The following is an 18,164-nucleotide window of genomic DNA, read 5'->3' as shown; positions in this document are numbered from 1 at the left end:
CGCTATCCAAATCTCGCTGAAAACCTTCAGCTTTTTTGAGTGTAACACCAGATTGCGAACCTTGCCGATTATTTCAAGCACTGTTATTTGGCAATAATGCCTGTTTTGCGGCCAGGCTTCAGGCCTGTTTCATCTTGACCGGGCAGGGTATACCCTTTGGATCTGGTCAATCTCAGATGGATTCGGGCTTGCGTATACTGCTGGTGGAAGATGATGTGCAGTTGGGGGAATCCCTGGATGCGGCGTTGCGCCTGGAACAATACGCCGTCGACTGGTTGCGCAGTGGTGAGCCGGTACGCGCCACCCTGGGAGCCACCCCCTACGATCTGCTGGTTCTGGACCTCAACCTGCCGGGCGTTCCCGGCATGCAGGTACTGAGGCAACTGCGGGCAGACAAGCACGATCTGCCGGTACTGCTGTTAACCGCACGCAATACCCTTGAGGACAAGGTAGACGGTCTCGATTCCGGCGCCGACGATTATCTGACCAAACCCTTCGAGATGGATGAGTTGTTCGCCCGCATTCGCACCCTGTTGCGCCGCACCGGTGAACGGACCGGCCAGCAACTGGAAGCCGGCGGTATCGTTATCAACCCCGTCGACCGGGTGGTGGCATTTGGCGGATCGGTGCTGGACCTGACCGCAAGGGAATACGCGATACTGGAAATACTGGTTCGTAACGCCGGACGGTTCGTCTCCCGGGCCAGGCTGGAAGAAGGCATTTACAGCTGGGGCGAGGAAGTGGGATCCAACACCGTTGAAGTCTATATTTCCCGTCTGCGCAAACGCTTTGGTGGCGATAGCATCGAGACTATGCGCGGCGTGGGTTACCGCATTCCGCGATGACCCTTTCCCTGCAAAAGCGCCTGACCTGGATCCTGCTGGCCCTCACACTTTTTGCCTGGATTGGCTCCGCGGTAGTGACTTACTTTTACTCCAACCGGGTGCTGCTGGAGCAGGTGGACCGTCAGCTCGGGCAGTATGCGGACCTGGTCAACTATATTACCCGGGTATTTGAGCGCCAGCTGGCCCAGGGACAGCCCCTGTACGAGGCCTGGAGTGGCGTGGACTATGACCAGGCCCACCTGGAGCCGATTGTCATCGAGGGGCCGTTCAGCGAGGGCTTGGCACCGGCCATCAATGTCTGGGAAAACCAGACCCGCATCGCCATCGTGGCGGGTTCACCGCTGTTCGAACGCCCGACCCGGGAAGGCCTCGCCGATCGCGAACTGGGCGGCGGTTCCGGTCACTGGCGGCTGCTCAGCAAGCGAGACCCGGCGACCGGTCTCTGGGTGCAAGTGGGCATAGAGCTGGGTGCAGCCCGGCGCGATATGCTAGGCACCCTGGGGCGCGCATTTCTCCCGCTGCTGATCGTAGTGCCGTTGACGATTGCGGTACTTTACCTGGGGGTCGCCGGGGGACTGCAGCCGTTGAAGCACCTAGCTGCGCAAATTTCCAGGCGCAAACCCGGTCTTCTCGACCCGGTTGCGACCGACGATGTTCCCGCTGAACTGGACAGCGTGGTGTCAGCGCTGAACAACCTGCTGGCGAGGCTGGCTGAGGCCATGGAAAGTGAACAACGATTTACCGCCAACGCGGCCCATGAACTGCTCACGCCCCTGGCCGCCATCAAAACCGAGGTGCAGCTCTGCCAGCGCCAGCTGCGCGAGCAACCGGCGGCCAGCATGTTGTCCCGCATCACCCAGCGTGTTGACAGGGCGACTCACACGGTAGAGCAGTTGCTCACTCTGGCCCGGCTGGACCCGGACGCGCCGCTGGGCCGAAGCGAAATCGACCTGCGGGCCTTGCTCACCGAAGCGGCAGCGGATACCGCCCACCTTGCCGCCGACCGGCAGCTGTCGCTGGTACTGGAGGATGGGCCGGCGATCAGCCTGCAGGGCAACACGGAAGCGCTCGCGATCATGTTTCGCAACCTGTTGACCAATGCTTTCAGGTACAGCAGTGGCAAGCCCGAGGTGACTGTATCCCTGCGTCAGCAGGGGGGTGAGGTTTGTCTGGAGGTCTGCAACGATTGCGAGCCGCTGTCGGCAGCGGAGCATGCCCGCCTGGGTGAGCGCTTCTATCGGGTGCCGGGCAGTGCCGGCCTGGGCGCCGGCCTGGGCCTGTCTATTGTGGGGCGTATCGCCCTGCTGCATGGCGCCCGGCTCGATACCGGGCCGGCAGACAGCGGTCGGGGCTTCTGCGCCCGGGTGAGCTTTTCTCAGCCGGGTTGAAGCGGGGCATTGGCGGCGCCGATCAGCCCCGGGTTGTCGGCGATAATGACGTTTACCGGTATCGCCCGCAGGTGCTCCTGCATCGCGCCCTTGTCCTGGAAGCGCGCCAGGAAATCACTGCGCTGCAGGAAGTCGATCATGCGGGGCACGATACCGCCGGCGATGAACAGGCCGCCGTAGGCACCGTTATCGAGCACAAAATCGCCGCAGGCGGAACCGAGCAGCGCGCAGAAAGTGTCCAGTGCCAGCACACAGTGTTCATCCGCCCCCTCCAGCGCCAGCCTTGATACGTCCGCCGGGTCCAGTGCTTGGGGTTTGCTGCCGTGAATTTCGGCGATGCAGTTGTAGAGCCTGACCAGGCCGATTCCCGACACCAGCAGCTCGGCGTAGATATTGCCGTGGATCGGAAGCAGGGCTTTGAAGATGGCAATCTCGAGGTCGTTGCCCGGGGAGAGGCCGGCGTGGCCGGGTTCGCCACAAGCCGCGTAGGGCACACCCGCCGCCCAGCGCAGGGAGGCGCCGCCCAGGCCGGTTCCGGGGCCTACCGTGGCCAGTATGCTGTGCTCTGTTTCCTGGCCTGGATGGATCTGCTGCAGGTCAGATGGGCTCAGGTAAGGCAGTGCGTGTGCGTTGGCCTGGAAGTCGTTGAGCCAGCCCAGCTGGCTGAATTCAAACTCCCTGGCCATTTCCTTGAGGGAAAACGACCAGCCAATGTTAATCATGGAAACCTGGTCACCGGAAGGGGGCGCGGCGGCTGCGATACAGGCGGCCGTCGGCCAGGCCTCATCCAGTTGCTGCCGCCAGTGGTTGATCACATGGGACAGGCTCTGGTGATCGCGGTTACTGAAGCTGGATACCGCCCTGAACTCGTTTAGCTGCTCATCGAAAAGGGCGATGCGTGTATTGGTGCCGCCGACGTCGGCTACCATTCGGGTATTTGTGACCATTTACTGTACCGGCAGAATTTTAATGATATTGGTCGAACCGGACCTTCCCATGACGGTGCCCTTGGTCAGCAGGATGGCGTCCCCCCGCTGCAGGTAACCGCCGTCTTTCAGAAACTCTATGGCCTGGGCGTCGACTTCGTCGTGATCGAAGACGCTGGCATCGAAGTAGAGGGGGATTACGCCCCGGCACAGGCAGAGCTTCTGCAGTGTTTCAGCCTTGCTGCTGAGGCCAAAAATAGGTAGCCCTGAACTCAAACGGGACATCAGCAGCGGCGTGTTGCCACTTTCCGTCAGGCAGGCGATCCCGCGCACATCGCTGTAGTGGTTGGCTGCGTAGATAGCGGACATGGCGATGGTTTCCTGGGGCGAAGAGAACTGCCGATCCAGGCGGTAGTGGGAGGTTCGGGCGACCGCCTGGCGTTCGGCCCCCAGGGCGGCGTCGGCCATGGCGGCAACCACCTCCACCGGGTATTTCCCGACCGCAGTCTCGGCCGATAACATCACCGCGTCGGTACCGTCCAGCACCGCGTTGGCAACATCGAACACCTCAGCCCGGGTGGGCATTGAGCTGTCTATCATGGACTCCATCATCTGGGTGGCGGTAATCACCACCCGGTCCATCTTGCGGGCGCGGGCAATCAGCTCTTTCTGGATGCCTATCAACTGGGCGTCACCCACCTCCACACCCAGGTCGCCCCGCGCGACCATCACTCCCAGCGAGGCGAGGATAATGCCGTTGAGTACGTCCCCGTCGGCTACCACTTCTGCACGTTCGATCTTGGCGATGATTCCCGGGTCCATACCGTGTTTTTGCAGCAGCTCCCGGGTCTGGAAAATGTCCTCTTCGCTGGAGACAAAGGAAACAGCGACAAAATCCGGCCTGACCTCCGTGAGACTGTCGATGTCGGCCATGTCCTTGGTGGTCAGGGCGGGGGCGGCGAGCCCGCCTCCCAGCCGGTTAATACCCTTGCGGGAGCTCAGTTTGCCGCCGATAAGCACGGTACAGTTCACCGCGCTGGCCTCTACCTCGTCGACTCGCAGGCGGATCCGCCCATCGTCCAGCAGCAGCGTGTCACCCCGGCTGACGCTGCTGCACAGCTCACGGTAGTCAAGGCCTACGCCGCGACTATCGCCCTCGCCTTCAGCCAAAGTGAGATCAAGGCGGAAGCTGTCCCCGGCGGCCAGCTCGATGGCGTCATCGCGAAAGGTGCTGATACGTATCTTGGGGCCCTGCAGGTCCGCCAGAATGCCAACGTAGCGGCCGGCGATAGCGGACTGCTTGCGAATCCGCCGCGCCACCTCGGCGTGCTGCTCACTGGTGCCATGGCTGAAATTGAGGCGAAAAACATTAACTCCAGCGGCGATCAGCCGGGCTATCATGTCCTCGGATTCGCTGCCGGGGCCGATGGTAGCTACGATTTTGGTGCGTCTGTTTACTTTGGGCGTCACGGTTTATCCAAACTGGGTTGTTGCCGCCCGGCAGAAAGCCCGAAGCGGTCAGAGGGCCGTGCCTCAGGGCTTGATGATGCCCTGTTGCCGCGGTGAGTGCCAGTGGCAAAGATCACAAAAGGGCCTGGCCAGGTGGCCTATCGCCCTGTCGTTGATCGCCGGGATTTCAGGTAGGCGCCGGTGAGGTCCGGGAAGTCGGTAAACACGCCGTCGACGCCCGCCAGTTCAAACAGCGCACGGTGTAATTGGTCGACATTGTCCACGCCTTCAGGTAGCTGGTCACGGCGCAGGGTATAGGGATGAACCAGAAGCCGGTGACGCCTCGCCAGTGCGATGAGTTCAGTCGGCTGCAAGCCTTGCGGGCCCTGTTCGATGACCTGGGGAATCCATGGCCCTATGCCCTGCGCATAGCTGGCCACTTTGGCAAGACCGTGGTCGGTGCGCATGGCGTCGTAGTCGACACCGCCGTCTTCTCCCCAGCTGTTGTCGCCAATCAGCTGGATGAGTGGCAGTGAGGTCCTGGTTTTCAGGTCGATCAGGGTCTGGTCGTCAAAACACTGCAGGTACACCTGGTCCGGTTTGTCGGCATAGCCGCTGCGATGCAGGACAGCGAGAATCGCCGAGGCAATGTCGTAGCCCTGTGCCCTGTGCCAGCGCGGCGCCTTCAGCTCAATGTAGAGTCCGGTGGTGGTGCCGCGGCTGCGGTCCAGGCCGGCGATGAGCTGAATGTCCTCTTCGAGGGTGGGCACACTGAATGTACTCTGCCCCAGCGGAAATCGGTCGGGGAAGTAGGCCCGCTCGGTACCCGCTTCATCCCGGTAGCTGCGCTCGTGCAGGCGCAGCTGGCGGATCTCTGCGAGGTCAAAGTCCAGGGCATAGAATCGCCCGTCACTGCGGGCCCGGTCCCCAAAGCGCTGTTCGACATCGGTCGTGCTCTCCAGGTAGATGTCATGGAGAACAATGGGCATCCGGTCCCGGGTCAGGACAACGTCCTGCTCGATGAAGTCTGCGCCCATGGCGTGAGCCACGGCCTTGGCCGCGAGGCAGTGTTCGGGCAAATAGCCGGAGGCGCCCCGGTGGGCGATGACAACCGGTTCCGCCTGGTTCACAGACCACCCCGGCCACAGGCTGACAGTGAGTGTCGCCGCGAGCGCGCAGTGGCGACGCAGAACCCTGTCACCGTATCAGGGGAGGGCGGCTATCCAGTCGCCGTCTTCAAACCACTTCTTGCGCAGCTGGGAGAGCACGCCGGTTTTGCCGAAGGCACCGAGAAAATTATCCACCAGGTTCTGGAACTCCGGATCGGTCTTGCTCACGGCGATACCGACTGGCTCCAGAGTGAGGGGCTGCTTGAGTGTTACCAGGCCGGCACCCCGGTTACGCAGTACCGCCAGCTTGGTTACCGACATATCGGCGATTACGCCGTCGACTTTACCGGCCAGCAGCAGGGCCACAGCCTCGTCCGAGCTGTCTGTCTCTATGAGATTTGCTGCCGGGGCGTTTTCACGAATGAACACGGAGCTGGTGGAATTTGCCACCGCCGCCAGTTTCAGGTCTTCCCGGTTGAAAGCTCCGGTATCCTCAGCCTCGGCCAGCACCGAATTGCGGGTCAGAATCGACTTGCCGGTCATCATGTAGGGGCCGACAAAATGGGCTTTTTCCGTGCGCTCCGGAGTAATGGACATGTTCGACATGATCATGTCGATTTCGCCTTTTTCCAGGGCATCGAGCAGGTTGCCAAAGGGCAGCACCTTGATATCCAGTTGCACCCGCATGGCCTTTGCCAGCCCTCGGGCGAGGTCCACATCCATACCCATAACCCCTCCCTGGCGGTTCAGGGCGGTCATCGGCGGCTGATCGGCAGACATACCTACCTTGAGTGTCTTGAAGTCGATAATACGTTGCAGGGTCTCTCCCGCCTGGGCGCCGCTGATGAGTGAGAGGGCAACGACCGCACCCAGCAGGAGCTGCTTCAGTGTCTTGATCATGGGGTAGGGATTCCTGGTTACATTACACAATGTTTGGCGTAGGTGGAGGCCTCGTTGGCCGTCCATTCACCCTTGGGTTTGCCAGCCAGGTCTTCACACCACTTCTCCGAGCCTACTTCCATGCCATCGATAATACAATTCTTGGCGTAGGTGCCGGCGTCAGAGGCCGTCCATTCCGACTTGGGTTGTTCTTGCTTGGCCTCGCACCACTGTTCGCTGCCGGGCTCTGCTGAGCAGGCGGCGAGGGCGAGAATGCTGGAAATGATTAGCAGGCGCTTCATGGAGCCTCCCTGTTAGTGCTTGGGGTTGGCCCTTAAGTATTGCACCCGGCTGGCGATCCCGCCAGCTGGTTTTATGTTCCGGTGCCGGGAGAGTCCCCGTAGGCATCGGTTTCCCGTGAAGCGCGGGTGACGGCTGCCAGGGGGTTTATCGCTGGATTTAATGTGGACCTTTGGGGTGAGCGCCGGGATTTGCCCCGGATTTGCCCGGAATTTGTTACCTGTCCTGTTCGCAAACGGTCGGGTCGGGCAACAAAACTGCGGCGCAGCAGCTTGGCATTATTTCGACCAGCTGCTAATAATGTTGCCATGAACTACCAGATTGACAGCGACGATCCGCGCACTCCCTCTCCCCCCTACGGCTACTCCCGGGTCTGTACCCACAGCCGCGAGGAACAGATTCACATCGTGGCGGAGTTCCACGCCCACAAGATTCGTCCCAGCCGGATCGCCTACAGGGTGGGCATCGATATCGCCTTCATCGAGCAACTGATTGCCGGCGAGATCGAACAGGAACGCTTTCCCCGCCTGGTGGCGCGCTACCGGCGTCAGCGTTTTGCCCAGCGCATGCGGCAAAGCGCCGCGCGCAAGGGCATCAGCCGTTACGAACAGGAGCAGCGGATCGAACGGGAGTTTCGGCAGGAGACTGACCTGTAGACAGGGCCACAGGTGGTGTTCACCACCCCGCTCAGGTCGGGCACGAAGGGTTTTCTGCTTCGATGGCGGGTATGTCGTCGGGCCCGTGCCAGACCGACCCGATCGCCTTGCGCGGGCCACGATCGTGGGCCGCCACTACGTCGATCCTGCCTCCCTGTTGCAGGTAGGCGCGGATCTGCCTGTCGATCTCCGCGCGGATGCGGTTCTTCTCACTGCTGCTGGTTTGATCGTTTCTCCGGCCCATGTGCGCCCCCTCCGGTTATTTCCCGACAGGATCGCGTTCGGGGGTTACAGGGAAAATAAACCCCGCTGAACATTTTATGAAGCAAACCCCTCTCCCTTGACATCTCTGTCCAGGAACCTTGCCCTGTGAGTCTCTCTCACCGCTTATGCCTCCTCGCGCAGTGCCAGGCGGATCTGCAACTTTAATAATTCTGCAACAGAAGCATCACATTGATGTCACTTCGCATCCCTAATATGCGGCGCTTAGTTATCGGCTGAAGCCGCTCTTTTCCTGAAAACGTAAATAGGGGTTAAACATGGCGTCTGAAACAAGAATGAAGCAATTCTTGCTCGCTCTCTTCGTGGTCTCGCTGTCCGCCTGCGGCGGTTCTTCATCGGATAATGTATCGCCGGGCCAGGTCGTGGTCGAGGTTCCCGGGGGTGGGGACGGCGATGGTGACGGCGATGGTGATGGTGATGGAGACGGCGATGGCGATCTTGTCGAAAGCGTGATTCCCGCTGCCCTGGAGTCCGCGATCACCCCGTCCAGTGAGACCGCCAACGATGGCCGCGAAATCTACGACATCGATGTCACCGCGCTGCCGGGCGGCAAGCTGGATCCCGAGGGTCTGCTGCTGGGTAACGACGTCATATTTCGCATCAGGGGCGGCGCCCTTAGCGTTAGCAACGGCTGAGGGGAGACATGAGAATGAACCGTACAAAATTGTATCGCAGCGTTGCAGCAGGTCTGCTGCTTTCTACCGGCTACAGCGCCCAGTCACAGGCCCAGTCCTGTGTGCTGGAAATCGCACCTGGGGCCGCTATCGTTGGCGCCAGCAACGAGGACTTCCTGGTCATCGAGCAGGGCTGCCAGATTGATGCGCAAGGTACCGCAGAGCAACCGATCCGGTTTACCGCAGAGAAAGCGGTAACCGGCGAAGTGGAAGATAACGAGCGCGGTCTCTGGGGCGGTCTGGTGATCAACGGCTTTGCCCCTATCAACGACTGCCCGGAGGGCGTCGAGGGCGGCACCGCCGAATGCACCAAGGAAGGTGAAGCCAACTCCGGTCTTTTCGGCGGTGATGACCCCGACGACAGCTCCGGTATCCTCAAGTATGTGGTGGTGAGCTACGCCGGCTCCAACGTCGACCCGGAAAACCAGCTCAATGGTATCGCCTTCCAGGGCGTAGGCTCCGGCACTGAGGTCGACTACGTCCAGGTACACAACAACCTGGACGACGGTATCGAGTTCTTCGGCGGCACGGTCAGTGCCCGTCACGTGGTACTCACCGGCAACGCCGATGACTCCCTGGACTGGACCGATGGCTGGCAGGGCAATATCCAGTACCTGTACATGGAGCAGTCTGGCTCCGGCGATAACCTGATCGAAGCTGACAACCGCGAGGGTGATGAAAATGCCCTGCCGCGCTCATTGCCGTCCATCAGCAATATGTCCGCCTATGGCCTTGCCGGCGAGAACGGCCTGCGCTTCCGTCGCGGCACCGGTATCCACCTGAGCAACAGTTTCGTGGTCGATTCCGGCAGCTGCCTCAGAATCGGCGGCGAATCCCGCAATCTGCTCGGTGGTGACCTGACTATCGCCGGCACCAGCTTTGGTTGCACTGAAACTCATGCGGATGACGAAGACGGTGCGGTAGAGTCCTATCTGGACAGCGCCGAACAGGTATCCCAGACCGGTGGCCAGGTAAATCCAGTGACCCCGTTGGGCGACTTCTTTGAATCCGCAGCCTACATTGGCGCGATCAGCGGCGATGACTGGACCGCTGGCTGGACTGTCCCTGGTTCTGTCAGCAATGGCGAGGGTGGCCAGCCCGGACTGGGTTGCCCTGCGGGAACCGGGGAAACCGGAGAATCGGTCGCCGGGAAAGCAGTATGTAGCCTCACTGGCACCCTGACCCAGGACGTAACCCTGACCTCCTCCAACCACTACGAGTTGAACGGTAAGGTGGTTGTGGGTGGTGATAACACCGAGTCAGCCACCCTGACCGTGCAGGCCGGTACCACCGTGTACGGCCCCAGCAGCAGCGACTTCCTGGTGGTTTCCCGCGGATCACAGTTGGTCGTCAACGGTACTGCCAACGCTCCGGTCACCTTTACCGGCCTGGCTGACCTCGAAGGCAATGCGGATATCGACACCACCCGCGGCCTCTGGGGTGGGGTGGTGATCAACGGTAATGCACCGATCAACGACTGCCCCGAAGGCGCGACCGGCGGCACTGCCGAGTGCACCAAGGAAGGTGAGGCCAACTCCGGCCTGTTCGGTGGCGATGACCCGACCGACTCCAGCGGCAGCCTGAAGTACATGGTGGTGAAATACGCCGGCTCCAACGTCGATCCGGAAAACCAACTCAACGGTATCGCCTTCCAGGGCGTGGGTTCCGGCACCCAGGTCGACTATGTACAGGTGCACAACAACCTGGATGACGGCATCGAGTTCTTCGGCGGCACCGTCAGTGCCAAACACGTGGTGCTGACCGGTAACGCGGATGATTCCCTTGACTGGACCGACGGTTGGCAGGGCAGTATCCAGTTCCTGTTGATCAACCAGGGTGCTGACTCCGCCGATAACGGCATCGAGGCGGATAACCGCGAGGGTGACGAGAATGCCCTGCCGCGCTCCACCCCGATGATTGCCAATATGAGCATAGTGGGCAACCCGGCCGAGCGAGGCGTGCGCCTGCGTCGTGGCACCGGCCTGCGTCTGTACAGCTCCTACGTGACAGACAATGCCACCTGCCTTGACGTATCCGGTGAATCCCTGAACCTGCTGGGCACCGACATCGACTTTGACGGCGTTTCCTTCAACTGCCCGGAAACAGTGGATGGCGATAACCCCGAACTGCAGTCGTTCCTCGATGGTCTGGGCAATGTTTCCCAGGAGGGTGGCTCGGTCGCTGCCGCTGACCTGTCCGGAATGGCCGACTTCGAAAGTGCTGACTTTGTCGGCGCGGTTGGCGAGATGGACTGGACCGCCGGCTGGACCGTAGGCGACCTGGATACCGGTAGCCCCGGTTTCACACCGCCGGTGGCGGGCTGTCCTGACGGCACCACTGAAGGCGAGGAAATCAACGGTACCCCTTCCTGTGCGTTGCCCCAGTCGATTATCAGTGATCTGCAGCTGACCGCCGGCAACTTCTACATTCTCGATGGCAAGACCATTGTCGGTGGCGACAACATGGACTCCGCCACCCTGACTGTGGATGCGGGGGTCACCATCGTCGGTGACGACGCCGAGGACTTCCTGGTGATTTCCCGCGGTTCGCGTATTGTTGCCAACGGCAGCTCGACCGCACCGGTAACGCTGACCGCAATCGACGATGTCGAGGGTGTGAACCTGGGTAACGCCCGCGGTTTGTGGGGCGGGCTGGTGATCAACGGTAACGCGCCGATCAACGATTGTCCGCAAGGCGCAACCGGCGGCACCGTCGACTGCACCAAGGAGGGCGAGGCCAACTCCGGCCTGTTTGGTGGCGCCGACGTCAGCGACTCCAGCGGTGTACTCAACTACGTGGTGGTCAAGTACGCAGGTTCCAACGTCGATCCGGAGAACCAGTTGAACGGCATCGCCTTCCAGGGCGTGGGTTCCGGCACCGAAGTCGACTACATACAGGTGCACAACAACCTGGATGACGGTATCGAGTTCTTCGGCGGGACGGTGGATGCAAAGCATGTGGTGCTCAGTGGGAATGCCGACGACTCCCTGGACTGGACCGACGGCTGGCAGGGCCGCCTGCAGTTTGTCCACATCGTCCAGGGCGACGACTCGGCGGACAACGGCATCGAGGCGGACAACCGCGAGGGCGACGAAAATGCCATGCCGCGCTCCAACCCGACCATTGCCAACCTGTCCATCATCGGCAATTCCGGCGAGCGAGCGATTCGCCTGCGCCGGGGTACCGGGGCGGACCTGTACAACACCATAGTCACCGGTTCGGCTACCTGTCTGGATGTGGACGGTGACACCTCCGTCGGCTTGCTTGGAGCCGAAATCAATATCGAGAGCGCTTCCTTCGATTGCCCTGAAGTCGTCGATGGCGATAACCCGGATCTGCAAAGCTACCTGGACGGCGCGGTTAATGTCAGCCAGGACGGCGGTGATGTCCCGGCGGCTACCCTGCCCGCCGACGGTTTCTTCGAGCAGTCTGACGTGGTCGGTTCCGACTTGGACAGCTGGAAAGGTAGCTGGGTATTCGGCCAGTAATCGAGAGTGTATTTGATGAAACGCAATCAACTATCAGTGGCGGTCCTGGCTGCGCTGGCGGGCCTTCCCGCCAGCGCCCTGGCCCAGGACAGCGGGACAGTGTACATACCGTCGCCGGACATCGAGGAAGTCTTTGTTACGGGTGAGTTTATCCCGGACGAAAAGCGGGATACCTCTGAAATCTCCAATGTAGTGGGCGAGGAGGATATGGACATCGTGCCGGAAACCACGGTTGGCGCCACCCTCTCCAGGGTGTCCGGCCTCAGCCTGGTGGGTGGCAAATATGTGTACGTGCGTGGTCTGGGTGAGCGCTATTCCTTTACCTTGTTCAATCGTTCGCGCATTTCCTCACCGGTACCGTTCCAGAAGACAGTACCCCTGGACATTGTCCCCAACAACATCGTCAGGAGCCTGCTGGTGCAGAAGACCTACTCTGCCCAGTATCCCGGCGATTTTTCCGGTGGAGTGGTGGATATCCGTACCAAGACCATACCCGATGAGGACTACCTGACCGCCAAGCTGCGTATCGGTGGCAATTCCGAAACGACCGGTGGTGATGGGATTTTCTATCGTGGCGGGGAGAATGATAACTGGGGTTGGGACGACGGTACCCGCAAGGTGCCGAAGAATGTGCAGAAGCTCAGCAGTGAGGAGTTCGAGGATAACCCCTATCCGCAGAAATCCAACCTTGGCGCGAGTTTCTACAACAACTGGGACATCTACGAGAAAGATATGAAGCCGATCTACAGCGGCGAGGCCGAATTCGGCAAACGTATCGATTTCGACAGCGGCATGGCCCTGGGCATTCTGGGTAATGCCAAGTACACCAATACCTGGAACAACACCATCAAGGACCTGGCTCGCTACGAGTTCACCGGTGTCGATGGCGGCAGTAACCAGACGGTGGACTACACCCGCTGGATTACCAAACAAACGGTCAACCTGTCGGGTTTCCTGAATCTTGGCCTGGAGCTCAACCAGAACAACTCGGTCTCCTTTACCGCTATCAACCTGCGCCAGTCCGAGGACGAGGTCCAGCAGGACCGGGGCTTTTCTTCCGAGGATGATGTCACCGACGGCACATTTGTCGAAAGCTACCGTCTGCAGTGGACAGAGAACGAAATCGAGTCTTTCCAACTGACCGGCGAACACTATTTCCCCAGCCTGAACGACATGTTGCTGGAGTGGCGCCTGGTGGACGGCTCCGGTTCCCGGGAAGCGCCGGATACGCGGACCTACACCTATGCCGAGGAAAACAACGGCGTAATGGCCGTGGTTGACCCCAGTCGCCAGGCGGCGGGGGACCTGCGTGACGTGTTCCAGGCCCCGGATCGCAACTACAGCGAACTGGAGGACAGCATTGATGACATCGGTATGGATATTGAGCTCCCGGTCAGCTTCCTGGACAGCGTGATCAAGGCTGGTTATTCCGACTACGAGCGTTCACGCGAGACTGAGGACCGCTTGTTCCGCTTCGGTCTGCTGCCTTCCGCGCCAGGTTACGTTGCCTGGATGACACCCCAACAGTTGTTCCGTAACGAGAACTGGGCCGACGGATACCTGTCGGTCCGCGACTTCTCGGCGGGCCAGGCTAACGCGTCGGGCGTTTTCCCGTTCGCGGAATCCGAGGAATCAATCAAGGCTTATTACGGATCCGTGGATTCCCAGGTGCTGTCAACAGTGCGCTTGCAACTGGGATTACGCAGCGAAGATACCGACATTACCGCCGATGCCTGGGGTGGCAACACCGAACAGGGCACGGATAACCGGGTTAAGCGCTCCTACTCGGATACACTGCCCAGCGCCTCGCTGACCTGGGAGTTCCTCGAGAATATGCAATTGCGTGTTGCCTACTCCGAAACGGTCAATCGCCCCAGCCTGCTGGAGATTACCGGTTCCACCATCCGCAATCCCGAAGACCAGAACCTGTACCGCGGTAACGTATTCCTGGAGCCGGCGGATGTGGAAAACATCGACCTGCGCTGGGAGTGGTACTTTGCCGCTGCTGACGAGATGTCTATCGGGGTGTTCAGCAAGGACTTTACCAACCCTATCGAAGTGGCCAAGATCCAGGCCCAGGGTGATATCTTCACCTGGTTCAACGCGGAAGAAGCGACCCTCGACGGTGTCGAGTTCGATATCCGCAAGGACCTGACCTTTGGCACCTGGTTCGACCTGGACCCGGCCTGGGACAGCCTCCGGGCGTCTTTCAACGTATCCTGGATCGACTCGGAAGTGACCCTGCTGGGTAACGGTGAAACGGCAGCCGACGTGCCCCTGACCGGAGGTCGCCAGATCGCACCGCTGTATGCCAATGAGCGGCCGATGACCGGCCAGTCGGACCTGCTGGCCAACGTCCTGCTGTCCTACCAGGACTATGACAACGGCATTACCGCCACCCTCGCGTACAACTTTACCGGCGAGCGTATCGTACTGGTGGGAGACAACAACGCGCCGGACATCATGGAGGAGGATCGTCACCGGGTGGACGTGCTGGTGAAATACCTGCTGCCCTGGGGCAATAACGAGTTCGAGGTTGAGGCCAGGGCGGCCAATATCCTCGATGAGGAAGTGGAGTGGACCCAGGGTGGCCAACGCTACGAGCGCTGGGATCCAGGCGTGACCTACTCGGTGGGGATCAAGGCAAGGTTCTAGGGCCTGTTCACACTAACTGGGTTGGCCCTGTTGTGACAGGCCCTGGCCACCGGCTGCTGGAAACGATAAAGGGGATGCATCGCATCCCCTTTTTTTGCCTTGGCGACGGGCTGCGACCAATGGGCGCGACCCTTGCTGGTCAGGCGCCGATGCTGACCAGTTCGGTTTTGCTGCTGCCGTCTTTCTGTTCCTGGTAACGGTATTTCACCGTGCTGCCTTCAGGGGCGTCCTGCAGGCGCGGGTCGGCGGGGAGTTTGAACTCCATCTTCTCGCCGCGACGGACCCGGCATTTGGCGTCTTCGTCATAGCGCTTGGCGGAGTGGAATGTAACCCCTGTTTGTTCCTCACCAGACTTGTACACGGTGCCTTCGAGCAGGCAATCTTTTTCAGTTTGCGCCAGGGCTAAGCCGGGGCCCGCAAGCAGGGCGACGGTGGATACAGCAGTCATTAGCTTTTTCATTGTCTATACCTCTCTATAAGCTCGGGCGGGACTCAACTGCCTCGCACCGGGGGTTGCGGCCTTCGCGGCCGTAAGTTTCATCTGACTGTCATAATTTCATAACAACGACTTGCTCCGCATGTGGCAAAGGATACCCACAAAAACCTCGCTGCTTCTATCGTTGTCATAAAAAATTCACATACGGTACACATCCCTGTAACAATTGCGCCGGTGGGGTCCGGGACCCTGACGCGCTGTCAAAAAACAGTCATATTGCTGTAAAGAAAGCCGGGTATTGTTCCCAATACAGGCCGGGCGATGCGCGGCCGGATTCTCGCTAAATCCCTTTGGATCAGTAAGTTATGCGTAATATGGTGATTGCGGCGGCATTGGCCGGCACGTTTTTTAGCCAACAGGCAGCGAGCCTGTCCCTCGCCCCGGAGGAGTTCCTGGCGTCGCGACAACTGGCTTGCGTGCTTGCTGAGCAGTCCCTGGGCTATCTCTCGGAAACGGAATACGGTGCCCGAACCCATACGGTACTGGACGGGTTTGACGACACGGAGCGGGACACTATTCTCGCCAAGGCGCTCGGTTACATGGATGGGCTGATGTTTTCCATCGACGAGGGCGACGACGACCAGGTCCACGGCCGGCTGCGGAGCTACGTTGAGAGTAGCGACTGTGAGTCCAGCGAATACTACCAGGCAACCGTCAGTCTGTAGGGATTACCCTTTGCCCTTGCCGCCGCAGACCTTGCGAAAACCGGCTGCGGTGAACGGGATCATGTGATCATAGGCCGCCTGGAAATCACTGGAGCGGCACTTGCCCCCGGATAGTTTGTCGATCCGGCCGGTTTGCGCCAGGGTCAGGGTGAGCGCGCCTGACAGGTTGTGATAACACCAGTAGAGGTCTTCGTCGCGGGCGTCCGGAAGGGCGGTGCGCAGGGCGGCGATAAATTCCAGCACCAGTTTATCGAACAGCTTGGACATCATTTTTTCACCCCAGTAGGGGGAGTTGTTGACATAGGCGATGAGCGCCAGGTAATTGGTCCAGCCCTCGTCGCCCGTTTCCTGGGCAATTTCCAGTGGTCGCAGGAAGGCTTCGATAATCTGCTCCACGGTCGGCCCCTTTTTCCCCGCTCGCTCCTGGCACTGGCGCAGGGCGCTGAGGCGTGACTCGTTCAGTTCCCCGGCACGGCGCGCAAAAACAGCGTTGAATAAATCCATTTTCTTGCCGAAGTGGTAGCTCGCCAGGGCGACGTCGACACCGGCACCGGTTGCGATCTGGCGCAGGGTGACGCCGTCGTAGCCGTGCATGGCAAACAGCTCTTCGGCGACATCGAGAATGCGCTCGCTCTTCGGGCTGGACGATTTTTTGTTCATTGAAATCCCCGCAAGGTTGCGGCAGCAGATTACCATAGTTGCTAATTCAACGCTTGTTGAATATGCTTGTCGCCACAATAACTGATCATAACTGGCGGCCTGCAATGAGTCCGGAGATATTCAAATACCTGATAGTGGGAGCCTATGCCCTGCTGGTGTACTGGTTGTCCTGGCTGGGTATGCGCCGCACCCGCTCGGTCGAAGGCTTTTCAATCGGCAACAAGGACATGAGTCCCTACATTGTCGGTATCACCCTGGCGGCGTCCATCTCCTCGACCGCCACCTTCGTCATTAACCCGGGCTTTGTCTATACGCATGGTCTGTCGGCGTACCTGCACTACGGTGTCGCCGGTTCCCTGGGTATACTGTCTGCCTTCCTGGTATTGACCCGCGGGTTTCTGCGGCTGGGTGAGAGTTCGGCGGCCCTTACTATTCCCCAGTGGATCTTCTATCGCTACAACCATCGCGGTTTCAGCCTGTTTTTCGCCGGTATAAATCTCCTGTCGATTACCTTTGTGGTGCTGATCCTGGTCGGCTGCAGCCTGCTGATGACCGGCCTGTTCCCGCTGGAGCAGAAGACAGCGCTGGTCATCGTACTGGTTTTTGTTTTTTCCTATGTATTGATGGGCGGCACCTATGCCCACGCCTACACCAACTCTCTGCAGGGCATCATGATGATGCTGGTGACCGCGGTATTGTTTATCCAGGGTTGGAAATATTTTGACGGCGATGTGCTGGGGTCGTTGACGGCTGTCGGTAGGGAGTACGCGTCGGCATTCAACCGGGACAGCAGTCTTTACTTCGACTTTTTCTCAGTGTTTGTCAGCGGCTTCGTGATCACCTTCGCGCTGATGCTGCAGCCGCACATACTGACCAAAGTTCTCTACCTGCGCAGCGAAAAAGACATCAACAAATTCATTGGTACCACCGTTGTTGTGGGCTCCCTGTTTACCCTGATGCTGATGATCGGTTTCTACGCCCGCTTGTCCGGGGTAGAGGTGGACGCCCAGGATGCGGTGGTTCGCGAGTACCTGTTGCATGAGTTCGGCAGTTCCCTCTGGGGCGAGTATGTGCTGGTGTTTATTTTCATTACTCTGCTCGCCGCGGGAATGAGCACCCTGGACGGGATCCTGGTGTCGCTGTCGGCCATGGTGGTCAACGATATCGTGCAACCGTTGGCGGGAGACAGGGTGAATGGACTGGCCCTGTCCCGGTGGGTGCTGGTGGTGGTCGGCGTGGTGGGGGTTGTGCTGGCCTGGAACCCGCCGCCATTGATCGGCCTGTTTGCCCAGAAGGGTGTGTATGGTCTTGCCGCGGCCTCGCTGGTGCCGGTTTTATTCGGGGTGCTGGTCAGGCGCCACATTCCCCTGTGGGTCGTTGTCGGAGCGGCCGCGATCGGGTTGTTGTTGCACCTGGCCCTCAACCTGTTCGGCGGGGTGGAAAACCCGGCAGTATCAGCAACCTACGCGATCTTCGCCTCACTCGGCTTTGGTCTGGTCGGCCTGGCGATGAGTCGAGACCAGCGGCCGGTCCAGGCTGGCTGAATAAAAAATCGGGTGCAGGCTTGACATTTCAACACTTGTTGAATTAGATTCTATGAAAATTCAACAAATGTTGAAACAGGTCGGCCGTGGCGGGCCGATGGATAACATAACGAATGCCGACATATAAAAACCTGGAAAGAGGTCTCCA

16 protein-coding genes are annotated in these 18,164 nt (G+C 59.9%); 8 read left to right on the top strand and 8 right to left on the bottom strand.

Annotation, left to right across the window (positions count from 1 at the left end; genetic code table 11):
• Positions 1–188: 188 nt before the first annotated feature.
• Both E2F43_RS04745 and E2F43_RS04740 read left to right on the top strand, forming a co-directional pair.
• Positions 189–845, top strand: a complete 657-nt coding sequence (locus E2F43_RS04745; protein ID WP_133210104.1) for a response regulator — start codon at positions 189–191, stop codon at positions 843–845.
• Entirely contained in the window at positions 842–2,233 is a 1,392-nt protein-coding gene (locus E2F43_RS04740) for an ATP-binding protein (RefSeq protein ID WP_133210102.1), read from the top strand. Before E2F43_RS04745 ends, E2F43_RS04740 begins: the two co-directional genes overlap by 4 nt.
• Here E2F43_RS04740 and glk read toward each other — a convergent pair.
• From glk to E2F43_RS04715, 5 genes are all read right to left on the bottom strand, one after another.
• Positions 2,221–3,180, bottom strand: coding sequence for a glucokinase (gene glk / locus E2F43_RS04735; protein WP_133210100.1), 960 nt, complete (start codon positions 3,178–3,180; stop codon positions 2,221–2,223). The genes E2F43_RS04740 and glk overlap by 13 nt on opposite strands.
• The gene (gene pyk, locus E2F43_RS04730) at positions 3,181–4,629 is read right to left on the bottom strand and encodes a pyruvate kinase (RefSeq protein ID WP_133210098.1); all 1,449 of its coding nucleotides are present in this window, start codon (positions 4,627–4,629) and stop codon (positions 3,181–3,183) included.
• Positions 4,630–4,766: 137 nt separating this feature from the next.
• Positions 4,767–5,756 carry a glycerophosphodiester phosphodiesterase gene (glpQ, locus tag E2F43_RS04725; protein ID WP_133210096.1) on the bottom strand — a complete coding sequence of 330 codons (990 nt, stop codon included), beginning with the start codon at positions 5,754–5,756 and terminating at the stop codon, positions 4,767–4,769.
• A 57-nt stretch (positions 5,757–5,813) separates the two neighbouring features.
• Positions 5,814–6,617 carry a substrate-binding periplasmic protein gene (locus tag E2F43_RS04720; protein ID WP_133210094.1) on the bottom strand — a complete coding sequence of 268 codons (804 nt, stop codon included), beginning with the start codon at positions 6,615–6,617 and terminating at the stop codon, positions 5,814–5,816.
• A gap of 17 nt (positions 6,618–6,634) precedes the next feature.
• A complete protein-coding gene (locus E2F43_RS04715) occupies positions 6,635–6,898 on the bottom strand; it encodes a DUF3012 domain-containing protein (RefSeq protein WP_133210092.1) in 264 nt (87 codons plus the stop codon).
• Positions 6,899–7,204: 306 nt separating this feature from the next.
• Between E2F43_RS04715 and E2F43_RS04710 the strand changes: the two genes are divergently transcribed.
• On the top strand, positions 7,205–7,552 hold the full coding sequence (locus tag E2F43_RS04710; RefSeq protein WP_133210090.1) for a hypothetical protein: 348 nt from the start codon (positions 7,205–7,207) through the stop codon (positions 7,550–7,552).
• 31 nt (positions 7,553–7,583) lie between these two features.
• Here the strand turns inward: E2F43_RS04710 and E2F43_RS04705 are convergent, their stop codons facing one another.
• The gene (locus E2F43_RS04705) at positions 7,584–7,796 is read right to left on the bottom strand and encodes a hypothetical protein (RefSeq protein ID WP_133210088.1); all 213 of its coding nucleotides are present in this window, start codon (positions 7,794–7,796) and stop codon (positions 7,584–7,586) included.
• A 313-nt stretch (positions 7,797–8,109) separates the two neighbouring features.
• Here E2F43_RS04705 and E2F43_RS04700 point away from each other — a divergent pair, with 313 nt between their 5' ends.
• The 3 genes from E2F43_RS04700 to E2F43_RS04690 are packed head-to-tail and all read left to right on the top strand — an operon-like array spanning position 8,110 to position 14,651.
• Positions 8,110–8,469 (top strand): hypothetical protein, encoded by a 360-nt coding sequence (locus E2F43_RS04700; RefSeq protein ID WP_133210086.1) that lies wholly within the window; start codon positions 8,110–8,112, stop codon positions 8,467–8,469.
• Positions 8,470–8,483: 14 nt separating this feature from the next.
• Complete coding sequence (locus E2F43_RS04695; protein ID WP_133210084.1) at positions 8,484–11,996, top strand: hypothetical protein; 3,513 nt, start codon at positions 8,484–8,486, stop codon at positions 11,994–11,996.
• A gap of 15 nt (positions 11,997–12,011) precedes the next feature.
• The gene (locus tag E2F43_RS04690; RefSeq protein WP_133210082.1) at positions 12,012–14,651 is read left to right on the top strand and encodes a TonB-dependent receptor domain-containing protein; all 2,640 of its coding nucleotides are present in this window, start codon (positions 12,012–12,014) and stop codon (positions 14,649–14,651) included.
• 139 nt (positions 14,652–14,790) lie between these two features.
• Here E2F43_RS04690 and E2F43_RS04685 read toward each other — a convergent pair whose 3' ends face one another.
• Entirely contained in the window at positions 14,791–15,111 is a 321-nt protein-coding gene (locus E2F43_RS04685; protein WP_133210080.1) for a hypothetical protein, read from the bottom strand.
• Positions 15,112–15,452: 341 nt separating this feature from the next.
• Between E2F43_RS04685 and E2F43_RS04680 the strand changes: the two genes are divergently transcribed.
• On the top strand, positions 15,453–15,812 hold the full coding sequence (locus E2F43_RS04680) for a hypothetical protein (RefSeq protein WP_133210078.1): 360 nt from the start codon (positions 15,453–15,455) through the stop codon (positions 15,810–15,812).
• A gap of 3 nt (positions 15,813–15,815) precedes the next feature.
• On the opposite strand, the gene E2F43_RS04675 is transcribed toward E2F43_RS04680, so the two are convergent.
• The gene (locus E2F43_RS04675) at positions 15,816–16,472 is read right to left on the bottom strand and encodes a TetR/AcrR family transcriptional regulator (protein ID WP_133210076.1); all 657 of its coding nucleotides are present in this window, start codon (positions 16,470–16,472) and stop codon (positions 15,816–15,818) included.
• Positions 16,473–16,576: 104 nt separating this feature from the next.
• Here E2F43_RS04675 and E2F43_RS04670 point away from each other — a divergent pair, with 104 nt between their 5' ends.
• The gene (locus E2F43_RS04670) at positions 16,577–18,016 is read left to right on the top strand and encodes a sodium:solute symporter family transporter (protein ID WP_133210074.1); all 1,440 of its coding nucleotides are present in this window, start codon (positions 16,577–16,579) and stop codon (positions 18,014–18,016) included.
• Positions 18,017–18,164: the final 148 nt, after the last annotated feature.

Source organism: Seongchinamella unica (assembly GCF_004354085.1).
Taxonomy (GTDB): domain Bacteria; phylum Pseudomonadota; class Gammaproteobacteria; order Pseudomonadales; family Halieaceae; genus Halioglobus; species Halioglobus unicus.
The sequence above is the reverse complement of the archived record's forward strand: the minus strand, read 5'-3'. Positions and strand labels throughout refer to the sequence as shown.

What these genes read in the sequence shown, in the direction of transcription:
- E2F43_RS04740 (WP_133210102.1), top strand. Translation starts at nt 842, where the DNA reads ATGACCCTTTCCCTGCAAAAGCGCCTGACCTGGATCCTGCTGGCCCTC.
- glk (WP_133210100.1), bottom strand. Translation starts at nt 3,180, where the DNA reads ATGGTCACAAATACCCGAATGGTAGCCGACGTCGGCGGCACCAATACA.
- E2F43_RS04720 (WP_133210094.1), bottom strand. Translation starts at nt 6,617, where the DNA reads ATGATCAAGACACTGAAGCAGCTCCTGCTGGGTGCGGTCGTTGCCCTC.
- E2F43_RS04715 (WP_133210092.1), bottom strand. Translation starts at nt 6,898, where the DNA reads ATGAAGCGCCTGCTAATCATTTCCAGCATTCTCGCCCTCGCCGCCTGC.
- E2F43_RS04710 (WP_133210090.1), top strand. Translation starts at nt 7,205, where the DNA reads ATGAACTACCAGATTGACAGCGACGATCCGCGCACTCCCTCTCCCCCC.
- E2F43_RS04705 (WP_133210088.1), bottom strand. Translation starts at nt 7,796, where the DNA reads ATGGGCCGGAGAAACGATCAAACCAGCAGCAGTGAGAAGAACCGCATC.
- E2F43_RS04700 (WP_133210086.1), top strand. Translation starts at nt 8,110, where the DNA reads ATGAAGCAATTCTTGCTCGCTCTCTTCGTGGTCTCGCTGTCCGCCTGC.
- E2F43_RS04695 (WP_133210084.1), top strand. Translation starts at nt 8,484, where the DNA reads ATGAACCGTACAAAATTGTATCGCAGCGTTGCAGCAGGTCTGCTGCTT.
- E2F43_RS04690 (WP_133210082.1), top strand. Translation starts at nt 12,012, where the DNA reads ATGAAACGCAATCAACTATCAGTGGCGGTCCTGGCTGCGCTGGCGGGC.
- E2F43_RS04685 (WP_133210080.1), bottom strand. Translation starts at nt 15,111, where the DNA reads ATGAAAAAGCTAATGACTGCTGTATCCACCGTCGCCCTGCTTGCGGGC.
- E2F43_RS04680 (WP_133210078.1), top strand. Translation starts at nt 15,453, where the DNA reads ATGCGTAATATGGTGATTGCGGCGGCATTGGCCGGCACGTTTTTTAGC.
- E2F43_RS04675 (WP_133210076.1), bottom strand. Translation starts at nt 16,472, where the DNA reads ATGAACAAAAAATCGTCCAGCCCGAAGAGCGAGCGCATTCTCGATGTC.
- E2F43_RS04670 (WP_133210074.1), top strand. Translation starts at nt 16,577, where the DNA reads ATGAGTCCGGAGATATTCAAATACCTGATAGTGGGAGCCTATGCCCTG.